The sequence below is a fragment of the Microbacterium rhizosphaerae genome, assembly GCF_034120055.1.
In the GTDB taxonomy this organism is placed as follows: domain Bacteria; phylum Actinomycetota; class Actinomycetes; order Actinomycetales; family Microbacteriaceae; genus Microbacterium; species Microbacterium rhizosphaerae.
Genome location: NZ_CP139368.1, coordinates 3,768,897 through 3,786,461, shown reverse-complemented (window position 1 = coordinate 3,786,461; position 17,565 = coordinate 3,768,897). Strand labels below are relative to the sequence as shown.

General features: G+C 67.2%; 16 protein-coding genes. 11 read left to right on the top strand and 5 right to left on the bottom strand.

Annotation, left to right across the window (positions count from 1 at the left end; all coding sequences use genetic code 11):
* Window position 1: 1 nt before the first annotated feature.
* A complete protein-coding gene (locus SM116_RS17190) occupies window positions 2–970 on the bottom strand; it encodes a lactate/malate family dehydrogenase (RefSeq protein WP_320942186.1) in 969 nt (322 codons plus the stop codon).
* A gap of 152 nt (window positions 971–1,122) precedes the next feature.
* Here SM116_RS17190 and SM116_RS17185 point away from each other — a divergent pair, with 152 nt between their 5' ends.
* The 6 genes from SM116_RS17185 (at window position 1,123) to SM116_RS17160 (ending at window position 7,596) form a co-directional block, all read left to right on the top strand.
* The gene (locus tag SM116_RS17185) at window positions 1,123–2,058 is read left to right on the top strand and encodes a LysR family transcriptional regulator (protein WP_320944205.1); all 936 of its coding nucleotides are present in this window, start codon (window positions 1,123–1,125) and stop codon (window positions 2,056–2,058) included.
* A gap of 666 nt (window positions 2,059–2,724) precedes the next feature.
* Window positions 2,725–3,378: a nucleoside/nucleotide kinase family protein gene (locus SM116_RS17180; protein WP_320942185.1), complete on the top strand. Its 654-nt coding sequence runs from the start codon at window positions 2,725–2,727 to the stop codon at window positions 3,376–3,378.
* A gap of 586 nt (window positions 3,379–3,964) precedes the next feature.
* Window positions 3,965–5,068: an ABC transporter substrate-binding protein gene (locus SM116_RS17175; RefSeq protein ID WP_425563207.1), complete on the top strand. Its 1,104-nt coding sequence runs from the start codon at window positions 3,965–3,967 to the stop codon at window positions 5,066–5,068.
* A 77-nt stretch (window positions 5,069–5,145) separates the two neighbouring features.
* Window positions 5,146–6,018 carry a carbohydrate ABC transporter permease gene (locus tag SM116_RS17170; protein ID WP_320942183.1) on the top strand — a complete coding sequence of 291 codons (873 nt, stop codon included), beginning with the start codon at window positions 5,146–5,148 and terminating at the stop codon, window positions 6,016–6,018.
* Window positions 6,018–6,914: a carbohydrate ABC transporter permease gene (locus SM116_RS17165; protein ID WP_320942182.1), complete on the top strand. Its 897-nt coding sequence runs from the start codon at window positions 6,018–6,020 to the stop codon at window positions 6,912–6,914. The genes SM116_RS17170 and SM116_RS17165 overlap by 1 nt, the downstream gene beginning before the upstream one ends.
* Before the next feature lies 1 nt (window position 6,915).
* Entirely contained in the window at window positions 6,916–7,596 is a 681-nt protein-coding gene (locus SM116_RS17160; RefSeq protein ID WP_320942181.1) for an alpha/beta fold hydrolase, read from the top strand.
* Between the two features lie 12 nt (window positions 7,597–7,608).
* On the opposite strand, the gene SM116_RS17155 is transcribed toward SM116_RS17160, so the two are convergent.
* The 3 genes from SM116_RS17155 to hisD (SM116_RS17145) are packed head-to-tail and all read right to left on the bottom strand — an operon-like array spanning window position 7,609 to window position 10,432.
* Entirely contained in the window at window positions 7,609–8,352 is a 744-nt protein-coding gene (locus SM116_RS17155; protein WP_320942180.1) for an HpcH/HpaI aldolase family protein, read from the bottom strand.
* Window positions 8,349–9,107, bottom strand: coding sequence for an SDR family NAD(P)-dependent oxidoreductase (locus tag SM116_RS17150; RefSeq protein ID WP_320942179.1), 759 nt, complete (start codon window positions 9,105–9,107; stop codon window positions 8,349–8,351). The genes SM116_RS17155 and SM116_RS17150 overlap by 4 nt, the downstream gene beginning before the upstream one ends.
* A complete protein-coding gene (gene hisD, locus SM116_RS17145; protein ID WP_320942178.1) occupies window positions 9,104–10,432 on the bottom strand; it encodes a histidinol dehydrogenase in 1,329 nt (442 codons plus the stop codon). The genes SM116_RS17150 and hisD (SM116_RS17145) overlap by 4 nt, the downstream gene beginning before the upstream one ends.
* Window positions 10,433–10,536: 104 nt before the next feature.
* Here hisD (SM116_RS17145) and SM116_RS17140 point away from each other — a divergent pair, with 104 nt between their 5' ends.
* The 4 genes from SM116_RS17140 to SM116_RS17125 all read left to right on the top strand — a co-directional run bounded on the left by SM116_RS17140 (window position 10,537) and on the right by SM116_RS17125 (window position 14,693).
* The gene (locus SM116_RS17140) at window positions 10,537–11,538 is read left to right on the top strand and encodes a LacI family DNA-binding transcriptional regulator (protein WP_320942177.1); all 1,002 of its coding nucleotides are present in this window, start codon (window positions 10,537–10,539) and stop codon (window positions 11,536–11,538) included.
* A 122-nt stretch (window positions 11,539–11,660) separates the two neighbouring features.
* On the top strand, window positions 11,661–12,647 hold the full coding sequence (locus SM116_RS17135; RefSeq protein ID WP_320942176.1) for an ester cyclase: 987 nt from the start codon (window positions 11,661–11,663) through the stop codon (window positions 12,645–12,647).
* A 55-nt stretch (window positions 12,648–12,702) separates the two neighbouring features.
* A complete protein-coding gene (locus SM116_RS17130; RefSeq protein ID WP_320942175.1) occupies window positions 12,703–13,851 on the top strand; it encodes a cupin domain-containing protein in 1,149 nt (382 codons plus the stop codon).
* Window positions 13,852–13,874: 23 nt separating this feature from the next.
* Complete coding sequence (locus tag SM116_RS17125; RefSeq protein ID WP_320942174.1) at window positions 13,875–14,693, top strand: nitrilase-related carbon-nitrogen hydrolase; 819 nt, start codon at window positions 13,875–13,877, stop codon at window positions 14,691–14,693.
* On the opposite strand, the gene SM116_RS17120 is transcribed toward SM116_RS17125, so the two are convergent.
* Window positions 14,687–15,634 (bottom strand): LysR family transcriptional regulator, encoded by a 948-nt coding sequence (locus SM116_RS17120; RefSeq protein WP_320942173.1) that lies wholly within the window; start codon window positions 15,632–15,634, stop codon window positions 14,687–14,689. The two genes, SM116_RS17125 and SM116_RS17120, sit on opposite strands and share 7 nt — an antisense overlap.
* 78 nt (window positions 15,635–15,712) lie before the next feature.
* Between SM116_RS17120 and hisD (SM116_RS17115) the strand changes: the two genes are divergently transcribed.
* Entirely contained in the window at window positions 15,713–17,044 is a 1,332-nt protein-coding gene (hisD, locus tag SM116_RS17115) for a histidinol dehydrogenase (protein ID WP_320942172.1), read from the top strand.
* Window positions 17,045–17,565 lie beyond the last annotated feature (521 nt).

Below are 17,565 nucleotides of genomic sequence, written 5' to 3'. Positions count from 1 at the left end.
GTCAGTTCCTTTCTGCGCCGGAGCGCGCGAGTGCATCTGTGCGGCGTGCCTTCTCGGCGATCGCAGCCGAGGCCTCGTCAAGAGCCGAGCGTTCGGCGTCGTCCAAGTAGTCCAGCGCTATCGGCACGACCGATCCGTCGCGCACGACTGCGAGAAGCGTCGTGTGAGAGCCCTCGCTCACGCCGTCCTCGTACCATGCAGCAACCGGCATCGGCTCTCCGGACATGAGCCCGGTAATCGTGCGCGCCGAGCCCACTGGCGTCGTCCAGCCGGAGCTCCTTCCGGGACGCAGGTCGGACCAGCGTCGAAACCAGCCTCGTGCGTCCGCGTCGATTCGAGCTCGCTGGTCGTCAGCGAGGTGGACCGGCGAGCCGTCGACCTCGATCCCGCTCCACACGGGTACCTGCCCGTCGCCGTGCTCGCCGACGACAAGTGCCCGGACCCTGGCGGGTGACACCTGCAATTCGCGCGCGACAGCCGCGACGAGGCGCACGCTGTCGTTCAAGCAGTACCCGAAGATGCGTGAGGGGGCGAGGCCACTCATGCGCGCCAGGCAGGTCGCGAGCACGTCGGTAGGGTTGGTCAGGATCATCACGAGGGCGTCGTCCCCGGCAAGGGCGTTGATTGTCGGCACCAAAGCGCGGAACACGCCGAGATTGGCATCGAGGAATGCCTCTCGGCTGCCATCCGGGGTCTCAGGCAGTGACGCGGCGACCACGACCAGATCCACCGGCCGCTGCTCGGCGGCCCGCTCCATCGGGATCACTTGCAGCGCTGCGTGAGTACTCCCCGTCACGATCTGCGCCTCGCGCATATCAATCGCGTGCGCCTGCAGAAGGCTGTCCTTCAGATCCAGCAGGAGGATCTCGTCGAAGTCAGGGCTGAGCGACAGCTGGTGGGCGAGTCCCGAGCCGGTCAGGCCGGAAGCGCCCAGCACCGCGATACGTCTCGGGGTCCACTGCTGCGTCATCGCACAATCCCTTCGCACCCGCCTTCGGGCTGATTCGATTCAATATCTCGATGTTAATAGTGTCCAGACGAGGGTTCAGATGTCAGGAATAGAATCCCTCTATGAGCGGCACCTCGGGTGCTCCGACGCGAAGGAGGTCCCTCTTGGCGACTGTGGACCTGGATTTGCTGCGCACCTTCGTCGCGATCTACGAGCGTCGCAGCCTCACCCTCGCAGCAGCCCTGCTCAACGTGACTCAACCCTCCGTGAGCTACGCCCTCGGGCGGTTGCGTCAGGATCTTGGCGACGCGCTCTTCGTCCGCTCGGCGCAGGGCATGGCTCCCACCGCGCGGGCGGAGCAGCTCTACGCCGTGGCCCGCTCCGCCATCGATGCGATCGACGATGTCGTCGCCGGGCGCGACTTCGACCCTGCAACCGCCCGTACACGTTTTCGCATCGCTCTCACCGATATGGGCGAGTTCTCCTACCTGCCCTCGCTCATGGAAAGGTTGTCCACCGATGCCCCGGCCGTCAGCCTTGACGTCGTACCCGTTGATATCGACGCGGTTGACCGATGGATTTCCAGCGGCGAAGTGGACGCCGCGATCAGCAGCGCTCCTCCCACTGGTCGCACGCCGACGGTCGATCTGTTCACGGAGAGCTACGTGTGCGTAGCGGCGTGGCCGAAAGACCTCATCGGGACACCGGTGGTGCCGTCCGAGTTCGCCACCCTCCGATTGGCGCTCATCGATACGTCGTCCGGCCATGATCGGGTGGGTCGAACTCTCGAGGCCGCAAGCGTGGTGCCGGCGTCCGCGTTGCGGGTACACCACCTCTCGACGCTTCCTGAGACGCTCGTCCGCTCCCAGAGCGCGGCGATTGTGCCCAGTCGCGTCGCGGCCGTTTTCGAGAAACGCTGGCCCTTGAGCTCCCGCCCGGTCAACCACCTCCTGGAGGACTTCCAGGTCCGCCTCTTCGCCAACCCAGCACTGCACCCCACGGCTGCGCGGCGGTGGTTCCTCCGGCTGCTCGAAGAAGTCGTGCGGTCCTTCGCCGAAGACGTGGGCTCTGAGCTTGAGTCCGGAGATGGGGATGCGCCGGAGGGATAACTGAACGCCTCGTCGTCAAGCGGACTCAGCGCGAACCGGCCCGCCTTGTGGTCGCCGTGTATGGAGTGCTCAGCGAGTATGTGGAGCCCGCAGTGTCGGCTCCGGTGGGCCAATCGACGCCCTGCTAAGGTGGAGCCCCGTAAGGGGACCGAGGGTTCAAATCCCTCCGTCTCCGCCATAAAAATCCCTGATCAGCGCTCCTTTTGCGAACGCCGTGGGCAAGAACTGGGAAAGAACGAATGCGCTCAAATCCCATTGACTTGGGCGCCGTCCAGCTCGCCGATCTGTTGAGCGCGAGCTACTGCTGCTCTGCAACATGCATCCAATCCGCAGCGATGTAAGGCAGCTGGCATGTGGGTAACCGAGGCGGAGGGCGCCATTCCCTCCGTCTCCCAGCAGTTCGGACGTCTGGCCAAAGGCAACCTCGTCTCGGTCCCGGCGTGGCCGACTGCACCACCGCAAAGCGCGTCGGCAACGCCGCGATGGCATCCCGCTATGCTGCATGCCAGGCGGTCACAGGCGACTTCCCTTCGCGGCGGGTTGCCGATCCCCGCGCGATCGCCGCGTGGGCAGGTGTGCGAATCGCTTCAGGATGCGCGTCACGCGGAGAGCGCGATGGAGCGGGAAATGCGGCAGCCGTACCCGGGCGCGCCGTAGAGTTCGAGCGTGCCAAGCCTGGATACGGCGATTGCGGATCGCGCGGCGGCGCTCGCAGCGCGGGCGGATCGCGTGATCCTCGGCATCGTAGGGGAGCCGGGAGCGGGCAAGTCGACGCTCGCGCTCGACGTGATGGATGCGCTGCGCGCTCGCGGCATCCCGGTCGCGTGGCTGCCGATGGATGGCTTCCATCTCGGCGACCGCACTCTTGCAGAGCTCGGACTCCTCGAACGGAAGGGTGCGATCGAGACGTTCGACGGATGGGGGTACCTCGCCGCGCTGCGGCGGGCTCTCGCGGAGCCATCTCACCCCGTCTATGTTCCCGGGTTCGAACGCACGCTCGAGCAGCCGATCGCCGCGGACCGCGTCATCCCGCCCGGCCGCGCGCTGATCGTCACCGAGGGGAACTACCTGCTCGACGACACTGCACCCTGGTCGCTCGTGCGAGATGTCGCGGCGGAGATCTGGTATGCCGACGTACCCTCGGACGTTCGGCGCTCGCGCCTGGTCGAGCGGCACGTCGCGTTCGGGAAGGCCCGCGCGGACGCCGAGGACTGGGTAGCCTCCGTCGATGAGCCGAACGCGCGCCGCATCCGCGCCCGCCGCGCGTTCGCCGACCTCGTCATCTCCGTGGACGGTGAGGAGGCGACGCCGTCGGCGTGAACGAGACGTCCGTCGGGTCGCTTCGGATGTGAGTGATCGGATGAGACGGGCCAGGCCGTGATTCGACCGGGCCCGCCTCATGCCGGGCCGTCAGCCCCGGGTCGGATCTCCGGAGCCGCGCGGGTTGAGGGCGTGAGCACCTCAGGTTGGCAGTCTGCTAGCGGGGAGGATGTCGAGGCCGGCGAGCAGCTGGTCAGGGATTGAGTGGGCACGAAATCCCCGAGCCATGGTTCATCGAAGGGCATTGCGCCTGAAGTGGCCGGTAAGTCGTGGCGACATGCAGTCGCGACGTCGACGTCCCGCAGACCGATGCGATCGGATGTCTGTTCAATATCTGGAGTAAGGCTTCCCTTACCAGGGTGCATACGTATACGCTCGCCTCATGTCTACCAAGAAGCTCCGGGGCCTCGCCCTCACGGCCGGCATCGTGGCCGGCCTGCTCGTCCTCGCCGGGTGCAGCGCTGGCAGCCGCACCGGGAACGCCAACGCGACGAAAGTCGTCTGCGACTACACAGCTCCTTCGAACGCCACGACCGTCAATGTCCTGGCGTACAACTCGTCCGCGATCGACCCCTTCACCAACACCATGGTCTCCAGCTGCAGCAAGGGGAAGGTCACGGTCAAGCACGACCCGATCGACTTCGGCGGCCAGGTGACCAAGACCACGGCGACCCTGTCCGGCGACACCGGCAGCTACGACATCATCGAGACGTACGGCTTCGTCATCCCGAGCCTCGCGACGGACAAGAAGCTCGTGGCCCTCGATGACCTCTACGCCAAGTACAAGGACAAGTACGACCTCGGCTCCCTCAGCGAGTCGATGCGCAAGGCGATGACCTACGACGGGCACCTGTACGCCATCCCGATGCAGGGGCAGATGTTCGTCATGGCGTACCGCGAGGACATCTTCAAAAAGCTCAATCTCCCCGTGCCCAAGACGTTCGATGACATGATCAGCGCGGCCAAGGCCATCACAGCGGCGAAGCTGATGGACCACCCGATCGCCCTGCCGTGGCTCGCCACGGGCGACATCACGACGAGCTTCGAGGCGACCATGAACTCGCTCGGCCAGGACTTCGTCACGGCCGACGGAAAGGTCACGCTCGACACGCCGCAGGCCAAGCAGGCGCTCGAGTCGATGCGTGCGCTGGTCCCGTACATGGACCCGCAGGTCACCACGTTCGACCAGCCGAAGGTGCAGCAGCAGCTCTACAACGGCACGGCCGCGATGGCGATCATGTTCTCGGGCCGCATGAACGACCTGACTCTGTCGACGAACAGCAAGCTGTCCAAGGACTTCGGTTTCGCCGCGCCGCCGAAGGCGACTGGGGATGCCAAGTACCTCTACGACCGCACCTCCATCGACGGATGGTCGATCCCGTTCAACACGAAGCTCAACCACGACATGCTCTTCAGCATGATGTCCGCCGCTGTCAACGAGCGCGCCTCGAAGGCGTCGGTCCCCGCCGCCTACCCCGCTCGTGAGGGCATGGTCACCACCAAGAACTCGCCGTACGGGCAGGCCGCCAACGACTCGATCGCCGGCGCCATGCCTCCGGTCGTGTCGCCGATCCTCGCCGATGTCACGAACGCGATCCAGCCGATCCTCGTCCAGGTGCTGACCGGCAAGCTCTCGGTCGAGGACGGGATGACGCAGATGCAGGCGGCCGGCGAGAAGATCGCCGGCTGAGGTCTCCACGACAGGCAAGTGATGGCTGTGGCCCAGGGCACGCTCTGGGCCACAGCCGTTGAGAGGGAGGACAAGGCGTGAAGCCACGCGAATTCTGGCTGCTGATCGGGCCGAGCGTGCTGGTGATGGGCGGACTCCTGGTCCTGCCGCTGATCCGCACCATCCAGTGGAGTCTCCAGAACGTGCATTACGGCACGCCCGGAACCTTCGTCGGCCTGAGCAACTTCACCGCGGCCCTGACAGACCCGCGCTTCGGTCGTGCGGTGCTCTTCACCGTAATCATCACGGTGATCTCGGTCGCGATCCTGCTCGTTCTCGGTTACCTGGTCGCGACCGGGGTCAACATGCTGACGGTCTCGAGGCCCGTCGTGCTCGGCATCCTGCTGATCTCGTACGTCCTGCCGCAGCTGGTCGGCGCCGTCGCCTTCTCCTGGCTCTTCGACGACAACTTCGGCGGCGTGGTCAATCACGTGATCGCGTTCTTCGGCGGGCCCAAGGTGCTCTGGTTCACGGACCCGGTTCCGAATGCGATCCTCATCATCGCCAACACCGTCTGGCAGATGCTGCCGTTCGCCATGCTGATCATCCTGGCGGGCCTTCAGGGTGTTCCGGCCGAGCTGAGAGAGGCCGCGAGGATCGACGGCGCGAGCGCGATCCAGACCCACTGGAACATCATCATCCCGACGATCCGCGGCGTACTCGGGTTCGTGACGCTCATCACGATCATGGATGTCCTGCGCATCTTCGACAGCCTGATCCCGCTGTCGCCGCAGGCTCAGGCCATCGGAAACGAATCGATCATGCTGTACGTCTACTCAGTGGCGTTCGCCAACGGGGCTCAGCAGCTGGGCCTCGGCAGCGCGGTCAACGTGCTCACGATCCTCCTGATCCTCGTCATGCTCACGCCGTTCATCCGAGGCATCTTCAAGGAAGCAAAGGTGGCACGCTGATGCTCGAGACCGTTGATCTGTCCACCCGCGCCCTCACCACCGGAGAACGCGACGCGCCGGCGAAGCGCAGACGGCGCACGAAGCGTGCACCTCTCTGGGTCGGCATCCTGCTCGCCCTGCTCTGCGTGCTGGTGCTCGCACCGTTCATCTGGATGGCGCTCTCGGTGACGAAGCCGACCGACGTCGCCTTCGCGAATCCGCCGGTGCTGTGGGGGTACCAGCCCACGCTCCAGGCCTTCGTCGACCTCTGGGAGACGACGTATTTCGCGGACTACCTGGTGAACACGCTGGCGGTCGCCGTGATCTCGACGATCCTCGCCCTGATCATCGGCATCCCCGCGGCGTACGCGCTGTCGCGATTCCCGAGCTACGTCTCGGCGATCCTGCTCGTGCTCGCCCTCATCTTCCGTGCCCTGCCGCGTTTCGCTGTGGTGCTGCCGATGTACGACATCAGCCGCGCCCTGGGGATCTACGACACCACCTTCGCGCTCGCTCTGGCGCTGGTCGCGATCAACCAGCCGTTCACGATCTGGCTGCTGCGGAACTTCTTCGCCGAGATTCCGCCCGACCTCGACGAGGCCGCGATGATCGACGGCTGCACACGCATCGGGATGCTGCGGCGCGTGATGATCCCGCTCATGGGCCCCGGCATCCTGACCGCGGGGATCTTCGTGTTCCTCTTCGCGTTCCAGGAGTACCTGACAGCGCTCGTCCTGACCGACACCGGGTCGAAGACCGTGCCCGTGTTCATTGCGACCCAGCTCGGCCAGACGCTGCCGATGCTCCAGCAGGCGGGCGCCGCATCCATGCTGCTGACGGTCCCGGTCATCCTGATCGCGTTCATCGCGCAGAAGTATCTGGTCGCCGGACTCAGCGACGGAGCGGTGAAGGGCTGAGGTGACACCGCTGGTCCTGCTGTCGGGGATGAACTGCACGGCCGATCTCTGGACCGGATGCGGCTTCGACGACGCGGTGACTCCCGTCCTGGACGTGCCAGCGATGGATGCCCAGGTCGAGCGGCTGCTCGAATCGCTGCCGGACCGGTTCCTGCTCGGGGGGCTCTCGCTCGGAGCGATCGTCGCCATGGCGATGATCCTCCGAGCTCCGGAGCGCGTGGCCGGGCTCTTCCTCGTCTCGACGAACGCGAAGGCGCCCACCGCGGCGCAGCGGGCAGGGTGGGACGACTGGCTCCGACAGCTCGACGCGGGTGTCTCACCTGTCGACCTGCAGGGCGGCCTTCTGCCGATGCTTCTCTCGGCCTCGGCCGTGCGCCCGGACCTCGTGGCGCGGACGCTGGCGATGGGCGAGGAGACCGGCGCCGAGGTGCTGCACATGCAGCTGCGCCTGCAGGGCACGCGCGTGGATCTGCTGCCTCAGCTGCCGGCCGTGACTGCGCCGACCCTCGTGGTCTCGGGCGCGCAGGACGCCATCTGTCCGCCCTCGTTTCACACCGAGATCGCCGATGCCATCCCGGGCGCGGAACTGGTCACGCTGGACGGTGGCCACCTGCTCCCGCTCGAACAGCCCGAGGCGTTCGGTGAGGTGGTGGGCGCCTGGCGCAGCCGGCTCGACCGCTGACCGCCGCAGCGGTCAGGACCGTGCGTCGAGCGCAGAGCGCAGATGCGCCATGAGGACGTGCGCGAGGTTGTAGACCACGATACCGGCGCCGTCGGCGAACGCGCGGGCGGCGGCCTCGGGAGAACCGACGATGTCCATCCGCAGCGACCCCGCCCGGGCGAGCTCGACGTGCACCTGCCCGGTTGCGACGGCGGGCGGCGGATCATCGGGACCGGATGACGCTGCCAGATCGGACGGCCCGACCATGATCCCGTCCAGCGCGGGCGTCGCGATGATCGCCGACGCGGCAGAGACCCCGAGGGGCGACTCGATCATGCCGATCACCAGCGTGTTCTGGAGGAACCAGTCACGGTGCTCCGCGGCATCCCGCGTGCCGAATCGGCCGGCCCGGCTGTAGGTCGCGAATCCGCGATGTCCTACCGGGGGATAGTGCGCGGCGGCGACCGCGCGGCGGGCGTCCTCATCCGAGTCGAGGTGCGGGACCACCACCCCTTGCGCCCCCTGATCGAGCACCCGCAGGATGGCCGCGTCGTCGCCCTCACCGACGCGCACCAGCACGGGCACCCCGTGCGCCTCGGCGAGCGCCATGTGCTGTCGCAGGGCGACGACGTCGGCCGGGCCGTGCTCGCAGTCCATGAGGATGAAGTCGTATCCCGCCACGGCCGCCATCTCCACAAGTTCTTCGGCGGGCATGCGCAGCAGCACACCGAGGAGACGGTCGCCTGATCTCGCCCGGGCACGCAGCGACGCGCTCATGCGATCATCCCGGCGGAGAGGTCGATGTCGGCGCCGCACAGCCCGGGCATCCCGAGCATCGCAACGACCGCGAGTCCGACCTCTTCCTCGGTGACCATGCGGCCGAGCGCCGCGCGGGAGACGAAGGCGTGCTCGGCATCCTCGATCGTGCTTCCCGAGCGCTCCGCCTCGAGCCGGAAGTTGCGCGCCATGCGCGGGCCCGAGACCGGGCCGGGGGACAGCGTGTTCACCGACACGCCCAGCGGCCCGACTTCGAACGCCAGCGTGGAGGTGAGGCCGATGACCGCCATCTTGGAGGCGGCGTACGGCGTGCGGTGAGCGAGCGGCCGTTTGCCCGACACGGATGCCACGTTGATGACGTCTCCTGATCCCCGCGCGGTCATCGCGGGAAGGAACGCGCGACATATCAGGAATGTGCCCCGCACGTTGACATCGAAGACCTCGTCCCACTCGTCGACCGTGATGTCCGTGAGCGCAGCGACGGGTCCCGGAACGCCCGCGTTGTTGACAAGGATAGACACCTCGGTGGATGCGAGGGCGGTCGCCAGTGCGTCGATGGATGCGGGGTCCGCCACGTCGCAGACCTCCCATCGTGCGCGCTCTCCGAGCCGGTCGGCGACGGCGGCCAGCTTCGACTCGTCGCGGCCGACGAGGACGACCGCCGCCCCCGCGTCATGCAGGGCCGCGGTGATCGCCGCGCCGAGGCCGCTTCCGCCGCCCGTGATCAGGGCGGTGCGGCCGGTGAGATCGGTCATCGAGCGCCGGCTCCTGCGCCGACGGCGTCCTCGATCCAGCCGAAGGAACGGCCGGCGTGCCGCCACACCCGGGCATCGCCCGAGCGGGCGTGGCCCTCGAAGAGTTCCACTCGCGCTGCACGACCGCACACCTCACCCAGCTGAGCGGACGAGGAGGGCTCGAGGATCTCCTGGTACGTCACGGTGCGCAGGTACTTGCCGACCCACAATCCGCCGGTGTACCGGGCGGCGCCCAGCGTCGGCAGCACGTGGTTCGTGCCGATCACCTTGTCGCCGTAGGAGACGCAGGTGTTCTCGCCGAGGAAGAGGGCGCCGTAGTCGTGCATCTTCTCCAGCGCTTCGCGCGGCTGCGCTGTGAAGACCTGTACGTGCTCGAACGCGAACGTGTCGGCCAGGGCGTAGGCCTCGTCGATGTCGTCCACGACGATGACCTGTCCCCAGTCGCGCCAGGCAGGCCCCGCGTAGTCCTTCGTCGACATCCCCGGAAGCAGCCGGTCGATGTGCTCGATGACCTTCTCGCCGAGGGCCTTGGAGGTCGTGATCAGGACGGCGGGTGACTCGGGGCCGTGCTCGGCCTGGGAGAGCAGATCGACAGCGGTGAGGAACGGGTCGGCGTCGTCGTCCGCGATGATCAGGATCTCGGTGGGGCCGGCGAACAGGTCGATGCCGACCTCGCCGAACAGCTGACGCTTCGCCTCGGCGACATACGCGTTGCCCGGGCCGGCGATCATGTTGACCGGCGCGATCGTCTCGGTGCCGACGGCCATCGCGGTGACAGCCTGGATGCCGCCGAGGATGTAGATCTCGTCCGCACCGGCCAGCTTCATGGCGGCGACGGTCGCGGCGGGGATCTCCCCGCGGATCGGCGGCGTGCACGCGACCACGCGGGGGACACCGGCGACCTTGGCGGTGATGATCGTCATGTGCGCCGACGCCGTCAGGGGGTACTTCCCTCCGGGGATGTACGCGCCGGCGGCCTGGACCGGGACGTGCTTCTGGCCCAGGCGCACGCCGGGGAGGGTCTCGACCTCGATGTCGACCAGGGAGTCGCGCTGGGCCTGCGCGAAGGTGCGCACCTGGTGCTGCACGAATTCGATGTCTTCGATGACCTGCGGATCGAGCCCGGCCATGATCTCGGCGATCTGCGCGTCGTCCAGCCGGAACGAGTCGGCCGACCATTTGTCGAACTGCTCCGCGTACTTCCGGACGGCTGCGTCGCCGCCATGGCGGATCTCGTCGATCACCGTTCGCACGCTCTCGGCGACATCGGCCTGAGCCGTGTCGGTGAACGACTTCGTCGGCGCGCTCTTCAGGTACAGGGGCATGTGCGGGTGGTCCTCTCGGTGCATACGTATGCTCATATTATGCTTGCGTATGTACGGCGGGTCAAGGTTGTCTAAGGGTTCTAAGCCGAGCCGGGGGAGCGTTCATGGCGGTGACCAGTCACGACGTCGCCCGTTTGGCCGGCGTCTCTCAGCCGACCGTCTCGAGAGCATTGCGCGACGACCCACGGGTGTCCGAAGCCACGAAGCATCGGGTGCGCGAGGCCGTGAATCAGCTCGGCTACGTGCCGATCGAGGCCGGTCGGGCGCTGTCGTCCGGTCGCACCCGGCGGATCGGGCTCCTGGTGACGGACCTCGACAACCAGTTCTACTCGCACATCATCGCCCCGACGCACCGTGAACTCGAGCGGCTCGGATACCAGTTGCTGCTGCACACCGAGTCCGCCGACAGCGAGACCATCGCGGACCGGCTGATCGCCAACGGCCTGGACGGGGTGATCCTCGCGACCACGACGGCCGAGTCCGTCGCGCCGCTGCGGCTGCACGATCGAGGGGTCCCCTTCGTCTACTTCAACCGCACGGCCGCCGCCGTAGACGCCGACTCGACGGTCGTCTCGCCCGTCAATGGGCTGACCGCCGCCGTTACCCGAGCGGTCGACCTCGGGCACCGCCGCATCGGAGCGATCCTCGGTCCGAGCAACACGAGCACCGCGCAGGGCCGCGAGGTCGCCCTCCGCACGGCGCTGGCCGAGCACGGGCTCGCCCTCGAGCCCGACTATGTTCGCCGCGGGCCGTTCGACACCGAATCGGGTGCACTGTCGACCGCATCGCTGCTCGCACTGCCCCACCCGCCGACGGTGATCTTCTGCGGCAACGACGTCGTCGCGTACGGCGCGCTCAACGCGGCTCGTGGCGCAGGCGTCCCGGTCCCCGACGGGATCTCCATCATCGGGTTCGACGACCTTCCGCCCGCCTCATGGCCGATCCTCGAACTGACCACGATCGCGTACGACCTCGTCGGGATGGCGAGCGCCGCTGCCGGTCTGATCACGCGCCGCATCGAGCAGCCGGATGCCCCGATCTCGCACATCCAGTTCGAGACGTCGTTCGTCGAGCGCGGCACCTTGGCGGCCCCCGCCGCGCGCTGACGGCCTCCGCACCGCCTTCCGCGAGGCCTTGCCTTCGTGTTGTGCATACGCATACACTGACGTTCATCGACACCTGCCGGGTGCAGACGGAGGCACCGCGGCAAGAGCCAAGGAGTGTGCACGTGTCCCTCGATCCGGTTGCCTACCAGCCGTACACCGACCCCGACGACTTCATTCGCGAGGTCACGGACCTCATCTGGGTCGAACGGTCCATCTCCTTTATCCGGGAGAACTACGAGCCGGACTCCGTCGTGCACGGCGCCTACGGCACGTCTACCACCCGCGACGAGGTCATCGAAGGCTCACTCATGCGGATCTCGGCAACCCCGGATCGCACGGGCCAGGCGGAGGACGTCATCTGGGAGGCGCGCGGCGACGACGCCTTTCTGAGCTCCCACCTCGTGCTCTCGAGCGACCTTCTCACGCTCGAGTACAGCCGGACGATCGCCAACTGCCTGTATCGGCGTGGGCGCATGGTGGAGGAGTGGGTCGTCCGCGACACGCTCGCCGGAGCACTCCTGCATGGAGAGGACCTCGACGAGCTGGCGCGTGCACAGGCACCGGCGTTCCGTGGCTACACGGGTTCGTGGACCGAGCCGGCGCCGGTCGATCCGATCGCGAAGGGCGACTCGGGACCTCGGCCCGACAACTACCGCTCGGAAGTCGAGACCGTGCTGGAGATGATCCAGACCGTGTGGAACGAACGCGACCTGCAGAAGGTCGAGTCCTTCTTCCACCGCGACCTCGTCCTGCTGACGGTGGGCAACCGCGTCATCCTCCGTCCCGAGGGGTATCGGCGTGCGCTGCTGAGGTTCCTCGAGTCGTTCCCGGCGGGACAGTTCCAGGTCCGCGACATCCAGACCAACTACGACGTCCGGTACGCGGGACTGCGCGTCGCCGTCACCTGGAAGTTCACCGGCGACTACATCGGCAAGGCCAACTACGGTCCGCTGACGAGTTCATCCGTCGACGTTCTCGGCATCTCGCAGTTCACGTTCCACAACGGTGCGCTCGTGAAGGAGGTGCGCATCTGGGACGACATCGCGTTGCGCGCCCAGATCGCCGGCATGCGCGGCGATGAGCCTGTGGCACTCACCAACATCTACTGACCAGCGGCGCGCGGGCGCCCGACACAACACCACAACCAGGAAGAAGAAGTACGACATGACCGACGTGATCGTGGATACGACGGAGCTCCAGCGCAGGACCATCCGCAAGACCGACTGGGTCGCCTGCAACGCGGCCTTCATCGACTGCCGCACCCCGGGCTCCGATCAGAAGGAGAACTACGCCTTCATCGGCGCCGGGGTCTCCCAGAACGCGAACCAGTACGTGAACCTCACCGAGAACCACGGTTTCAACACGGGCGCGGCCGGGATGCCGAACGGCATCTCGAACAATCTGCACCTCCACTTCACCGCCGAGGTCTTCATCAACCTGGGCGGCGAGTTCCGGCTGCGCTGGGGCGTGGACGGCAAGCAGGGCGAGTACGTCAGCACCGACGGCGACATCGTCTCGATCCCGACCTGGATCTTCCGCGGGTTCACCAACGAGGGACCCGACGACGGGCTGCTGTTCACCGTGCTCGGCCGCGACAACACAGGCGGCATCATCTGGGGTCCCTCCGTCCTCAAGGAGGCGGAGTCGTATGGCCTGCACCTGACGGCGGACAACCGGCTGATCGACACCGTCGCCGGAGATGTGGTGCCCGACGATGTGCCGCTGATCACGCCGATGAAGCAGAAGTACATCGACGACCTCACCACGTATACCCCGGAACAGATGCGCTCCCGCGTCATCAGGCCCAGCGACCGCGCCTACAGCAAGAACGCGCTGCTCTGCGCGAGCCTTCCGGGAGGCGCCGCGGAACTGAGCCTCGCCATCGGCTACGGCATGACCGAGGACCGCCGACAGGTTCCGAACATCCACGAACCGCACTCCTTCAACCTCGCCTGGGTGCGCGCCGCTCGCGACGAGGGGATGCTGCGGCACCGCCATGACCGCACTCAGGCGATCCTCGTGAAGACCGGCCGTTGGGCCGTCACGCTCAACGGCGACATGGACACCACCGTCGAGCTCGGCCCCGCCGACTCCCTGTCGATCCCGCAGGGTGCCTGGCGCGCATTCCGCTGCATCGACACGGGGGATGCCGAGGCCGGTGAGCTGCTCGTCATCAACGGCGGCGACGACCGCGTGTACCTGGAGTGGGCTCCCGAGGTCGTCAGCGCAGCGCGTGACGCCGATTGGATGATCGACCCGAACGGATATCTGGCACCCGTCGGTGTGATGATCACGGCGACCGAGGACGACTGAGCACGACCTCATAGGCTCGAACCATGCAGCCTGCCCAGGCTCCCCGTTCGCTCCGCGTTGCGGCGGCGTCTCCCGAGGTCGAACTCGGGGACGTCGCCGGCAACGGGGAGCGCATCAGCGACGCCCTCCGCGCGGCGGTGGAAGAGGGCGCCCGGCTGATCGTGCTTCCCGAGCTCGCGACGAGCGGATACGTCTTCACCGACCCGTCGGAGGCTCGCGCGGCCGCCGTAACCCGCGATGACCCGATGTGGGCCCAGATCTCGGCGGTGCTACCGGACGGTGTCGTCGCCGTCGTCGGATATGCGGAGCGCGATGGCAGCGACCTCTACAACACGGCGGCGGTGCTGACCGGAATCGATCGTCTCGGTGATTACCGCAAGTCGCACCTGTGGGGGAGCGAAGGCGAGTTCTTCCTCCGGGGCGACATCGCCGGTGCGGTGTTCGACAGCCCCATCGGCCGACTCGGGGTCGCGATCTGCTACGACAATGAGTTCCCCGAGGTCCCCCGCGGGCTCGCGCTCGCGGGAGCCGAGGTGCTCGCGCTGCCGGTCAACTGGCCGCTGGTGGCGCGGCCGGCCGGTGAGCACGCGCCCGAGACGATCCAGGCGATGGCTGCGGCACGGTCCTCGCGCCTGGCGACCGTGATCGCCGACCGCCATGGTAAGGAGCGCGGCGTGACCTGGACGAGCGGCACCGCCGTGATCGACGAAGACGGATGGGTCGCCGCCCTCCCCGGCCTGGGCAACCTGGCGGTGGCAGAGCTCATCCTCCGTGCGCCCGGCGACAAGTCGCTTCCGCCGTACAACGACCTGTTCGCCGATCGGCGGCCCGAACTCTACTGAGGATCGTCGACGCGCTGCGACACCGCTGCGCGTCCCGCATGCTCGCCGACTTTGGCGAGCAGCGTCCGTTCGGCGAGATCGGCGAGCTTCCGGGTGGCGGGGGAGAGCTCGGCGCCCTCCCGTTGCACGAGCGCGATCGTGTCGTAGAGCGGTTCGGCGAACGGCGCCGTGTCAATACCGGGCGGAAAGGATGCCGACTCGGCGATAGTGCGCGAGACGATCGAGTCTGCGGCTCCGGTGGCCACGAGGCTGAGCGCCGTCTCGACGTGCTCCACCTCGATCGCGGGCTCGAGGGGAAGTCCGCGCAGCCGCGCGCGCTCCAGCAGCTGCCGGCGGGTCGGGTCCTTCCAGCCGGCATACGCGTCGTAGAGGACGAGCTTCGCCCGCGAGACCTCGTCGATCGTCACCGGGCCCTTGGAGGGCGACCGCTTCGTTGTGGCGTAGAGGACTTCGTCGCGGAAGAGGGGTCTGATCTTCAGCCCCTTCGCTGCGATCGGCAGCACCACGAGCCCAGCCTCGATCTCGCCTTGAGCGATCGACTCAGCGACCAGTGACGAGTTCAGTCCGACAAGCCGCACGGTGACCTTCGGGTGTCGACGGTGGAATCGCTGCACGAGATCGGAGAGGTCGTAGTAGGCGGCGTTGCGCAGCACCCCGAATGTGCAGGTCCCGCCTTCGAGGGCGTTGTTCGCGCGGACGGCCTCGATGCCGTGGTCGATCGCGGCGACGGCATGTTCGGCGTGGTCGCGAAGCGCGAGCGCGGCATCCGTGGGGATCAGCCGTCGACCGCCTCGTGTGAAAAGACGCGCGTCGAGTTCGCGCTCAAGTCGCGCGATGAGCTCGGACACCGAGGCCTGGGTGATGTCCAGATCCGTCGCCGCCGCGGTGAACGAACCGAGCTTGAGGGCCGCGAGGAACGCCTTGAGCTGAACGATCGTCATTACTACAGGCTAGCCCTATGGGAATCATCGGATCCAATGGCCTTGTGCCGGATGTTCGCTTCAATCTAGCCTGCAGGAATGCGTTATAGCCCCGCCCTCCTCCAGAGCCTCGACGGCTCGTACCGTCATCTCAAGACCCCACTCATCGACGCCCCCGCGGCGCAGCGCGATCCGGCCGTCATCGAGAAGGTGTCGGCGATGCTCCTCGATATCCAGCGGCGCGGCCTCGACGCAGTGCTCGACTACGCACGCGCCCTCGACAAGTACCAGGGCGGCGACATCGAGCTGTCGGCCGCACAGATCGCCTCGAGCGGCTCCCGCCTCCCCGCCGACCTGCGCGCAGCGATCGAACTCGGCTCCGAGCGGACCCGACTGTTCGCGACCGAGCAGCGCTCGCACCTCACCGACTTCGAGACCGAGCTCGTCCCGGGTCTGGTCACTGGCGTGCGATACATTCCGGTGTCGCGGGTCGGCGCCTACCTCCCCGCCGGGCGGTTCCCGCTGACCGCCAGCGCCTTCATGACCGTGGGCGTCGCCAAAGCTGCCGGAGTGCCGACGGTCATCGCGTGCACGCCGCCGCAGCCACACGGGGGCGCAAACGACGCCGTCGTCTACGCCGCGCACCTGTCCGGCGTCGACCGGGTGTTCGTCCTCGGTGGTGTTCAGGCCCTCGCCGCCATGGCCTACGGGCTGTTGGGTGAGCTGCCGATCGACATGCTCGTCGGGGCCGGCAACGCGTTCGTCGCCGAGGCCAAGCGCCAGCTCTTCGGCACTGTCGCGATCGATCTGCTCGCCGGTCCCTCCGAGGTCGCCGTCCTCTCAGACGAGACGGCCGACCCCGAGATCGTCGCGGCCGACCTCCTCGGCCAGGCCGAGCACGGCCCGAACTCTCCTGCCGCCCTCGTCACGACCTCGGAGTCGCACGGCCGGGCCGTGGTCGAGGCGGCGGAGCGCCAGCTCAGCACTCTGTCCACCGAGCCGATCGCCGGCCCCGCGTGGCGCGACTACGGCGTCGTCACGGTCGCCAAGGATCGCGAGACCGCAGCGCAGCTGATGGACGACCTCGCTCCCGAGCACCTTGAGCTGATCACGGCGGACGACGCCTGGTACCACGACCGGCTCCGCAACTACGGGTCGATCTTCCTCGGACCCTGGAGCACCGTTGCTTACTCCGACAAGGGGATGGCCGGGACCAACCACGTGCTCCCCACAGCCGGTGGCGCCAAACACAGCGCAGGGCTGTCGGTGTCGCGGTTCCTCAAGCCGCTGACCTATCAGCGCATCGCGCGGGAGGCGACGCCGCAGCTGGCCCATGCCGTGCAGGTCATCTCGGATTCCGAGGGCATGGCCGCCCACAGCGCGACGGCAACCATGCGGCTCGACCGGCTGGAAGACGTTTCTGTCGTCTGATGGCGGCCGACCCGGCGGACGCGGTTGCGCCCGCCGGGTCGGTACCGGTTCGTCGGTTCGAGCGGCGACACGACGTGGGGTGGCAGCACAGGAAAACGTGGGAAAGCAGTGGGAAAGATCGCACGGGATTCTGCTCGGGCGACCCTGATAGAACCTCATCGAACGCGGCGTTCCGCGCCGCTGAATCCGCGTGAAATCAACGCAGTATCGGCGAAGTGCATCGAACTCATCACTCTCCAGAAGAGTTCAAATCCCTCCGTCTCCGCCATAAAAATCCCGGATCAGCGCTCCTTTTAGGAACGCCGTGGGAAAGAACGAATGCGCTCAAATCCCATTGACTTGGGCGCCGTCCAGCTCGCCGATCTGTTGAGCGCGAGCTACTGCTGCTCTGCAACATGCATCCAATCCGCAGCGATGTAAGGCAGCTGGCATGTGGGCAACCGAGGCGGAGGGCGCCATTCCCTCCGTCTCCCAGCAGTTCGGACGTCTGGCCAAAGGCAACCTCGTCTCGGTCCCGGCGT